Source organism: Mesorhizobium sp. P3_A9 (genome assembly GCF_056402975.1).
In genome coordinates this window covers 1-1,722 of the sequence record NZ_JBFUGJ010000635.1, presented here as the reverse complement: position 1 = coordinate 1,722, position 1,722 = coordinate 1, and the positions used below count along the sequence as shown (strand labels likewise).

At 57.3% G+C, this 1,722-nt stretch carries 4 protein-coding genes; 3 read left to right on the top strand and 1 reads right to left on the bottom strand.

Annotated elements, in window-relative coordinates; all coding sequences use genetic code 11:
• Positions 1-193: transposase (locus tag AC1DX0_RS35500; RefSeq protein WP_477359124.1), on the top strand; the 193-nt coding region annotated here is incomplete at its 5' end.
• A gap of 80 nt (positions 194-273) precedes the next feature.
• Here AC1DX0_RS35500 and AC1DX0_RS35495 read toward each other — a convergent pair.
• Positions 274-510 carry a helix-turn-helix transcriptional regulator gene (locus AC1DX0_RS35495; protein WP_352806066.1) on the bottom strand — a complete coding sequence of 79 codons (237 nt, stop codon included), beginning with the start codon at positions 508-510 and terminating at the stop codon, positions 274-276.
• Positions 511-646: 136 nt separating this feature from the next.
• Between AC1DX0_RS35495 and AC1DX0_RS35490 the strand changes: the two genes are divergently transcribed.
• Together AC1DX0_RS35490 and AC1DX0_RS35485 are read left to right on the top strand one after the other, a co-directional pair.
• Positions 647-1,237, top strand: a complete 591-nt coding sequence (locus tag AC1DX0_RS35490; protein WP_477224662.1) for a hypothetical protein — start codon at positions 647-649, stop codon at positions 1,235-1,237.
• Between the two features lie 74 nt (positions 1,238-1,311).
• The coding region (locus AC1DX0_RS35485) for an aldo/keto reductase (RefSeq protein ID WP_477359121.1) at positions 1,312-1,722 on the top strand (411 nt) is incomplete at its 3' end.

The window sequence follows — 1,722 nt, the reverse complement described above, 5'->3', positions numbered from 1 at the left end:
GCGCAGTCCCTGGCAACGCGGCAGCAACGAAAACACCAACGGCCTGCTCAGGCAGTACTTCCCGAGAGCAACAAACTTCTCCCATGTCTCGCAGGCCCAACTCGACGACGTCGCCCTACGGCTCAATCAACGGCCCCGAAAAACCTTGGACTTCGAAACGCCGGCCGATAGGCTGCAGAAAGTGTTGCAATGACCGGTTGAAACCACCGGCGCATTGCTGACATTGATCGGAAACAGATAATCCGGAATGCCGCACCCAGGTGCCGCGTTCGGCTAGGTGTTTGCAGTACCGCGTGACAAGCGCACACCAGGGCCACCGCCATTCTCTGCGATGAACTCTATTCCGGCTGCTTCGAACGTTGCTTTAAGCTGAACTATTGTGGACTGTTTCAACGTCTCGCCTCGTTCGAATCGCACAACCGTTTGAGTTGAGACTCCGGCCTCCTTAGCAAGCTCTAAAACGCCCCAGCCCAATGCAGCTCGTGCCATGCGACACTGCACCGGGTTCATAAAATCACCATAATATAGTGATTTTGATTGATCATATGCTGCACTTTGTGTAGTCTCGATTTCAATTGGGCGGCCGGATAGGTGATGCAACACCGATCCGGCCTGGCCACGTGCAAGCTGTTGTGGAGCTCGGATCATGGCTGATTCCGATAATAGCATGACTTTGTCTTCCGTCACGCTGGGGGGACGTGGCGAGCAGGCTACAAAAAGATCTGCTCGTTCCGACGAAGCAGATCCGGCGCTTGCGCTGCTAAGAGACTGGTTGCGGGCGCAGCATGTCTCGCAGGTCCTCTGCCGACTTCAGCAACGCCTGGAAACGCGCGTTCTCGGCGAAGCCTGTCCGGCGGCGACGGATGCGAAGGTTGGTTACTCGATCGCCTGCCAAGCGGAAGTCGAGGCTGCGACAGTTGTTTTGAAGATTCAGGATAGACTTCCGCGTACGCCCGCACACTCACTTCTCGGCGTTGTCGCCAAGCTGGAGATAATCGTGGGCGCAGATCGCGACATCGACGACCCAACAGATTTTCCCTGGCCACATATCGAGTCGATACTGCGTGACTTGAAGGAAATCACCGGGAGTGTGCCGCTTGAGCGACCTGATCGATCCATCGTTCAGGCGGACTGTCGGCGATATCAAGCAATCGCGGCCGAATTGGTCGGTCTCGAAAAGCGCACCGCTGACCTTCATTTTGGTCAGCAACCGGCCGCTGGGATTGATGCAAAGTAGAAAAGGATACGCAAGCGCACGTAACGGCCATTCGGCGCTGAGGCGATCCAGGCCATCTTTGTCCCGATGGAGATATGCTCGGAACAGAAACGGTGAAGGCGGCACGGCGTGCTGCAAAACGCGGCGCTAGACGCGACGCCGAGACCGAGGAGGTTGCGGAGGCTTTCGACAAGCTGGAAGCCGCAGGCAAGGTCCGGCACTTCGGTGTATCCAACCACACCCCTGGCCAGATCGAACTGCTTAAATCGGTAGTCAAGCAGCCGCTGGCGTTCAACCAGCTGCAGTCCTCTCTTGCTCACCCGAGCCTCGTCGCCCAGGGAATAGCCGCCAACATGGCCGGGTTGGACCAGTCGGCTGTGCGGGACGGTGGACTTCTCGACTATTCCCGCTTGAAGGGCATGATGCTCCAAGCTTGGTCACCATTTCAGAAGGGGTTCCTCGACGGCTCCTTCATTGGCGATCGCACGGACTGTGCTGAGCTGAAC

What these genes read in the sequence shown, in the direction of transcription:
- AC1DX0_RS35495 (WP_352806066.1), bottom strand. Translation starts at nt 510, where the DNA reads ATGAACCCGGTGCAGTGTCGCATGGCACGAGCTGCATTGGGCTGGGGC.
- AC1DX0_RS35490 (WP_477224662.1), top strand. Translation starts at nt 647, where the DNA reads ATGGCTGATTCCGATAATAGCATGACTTTGTCTTCCGTCACGCTGGGG.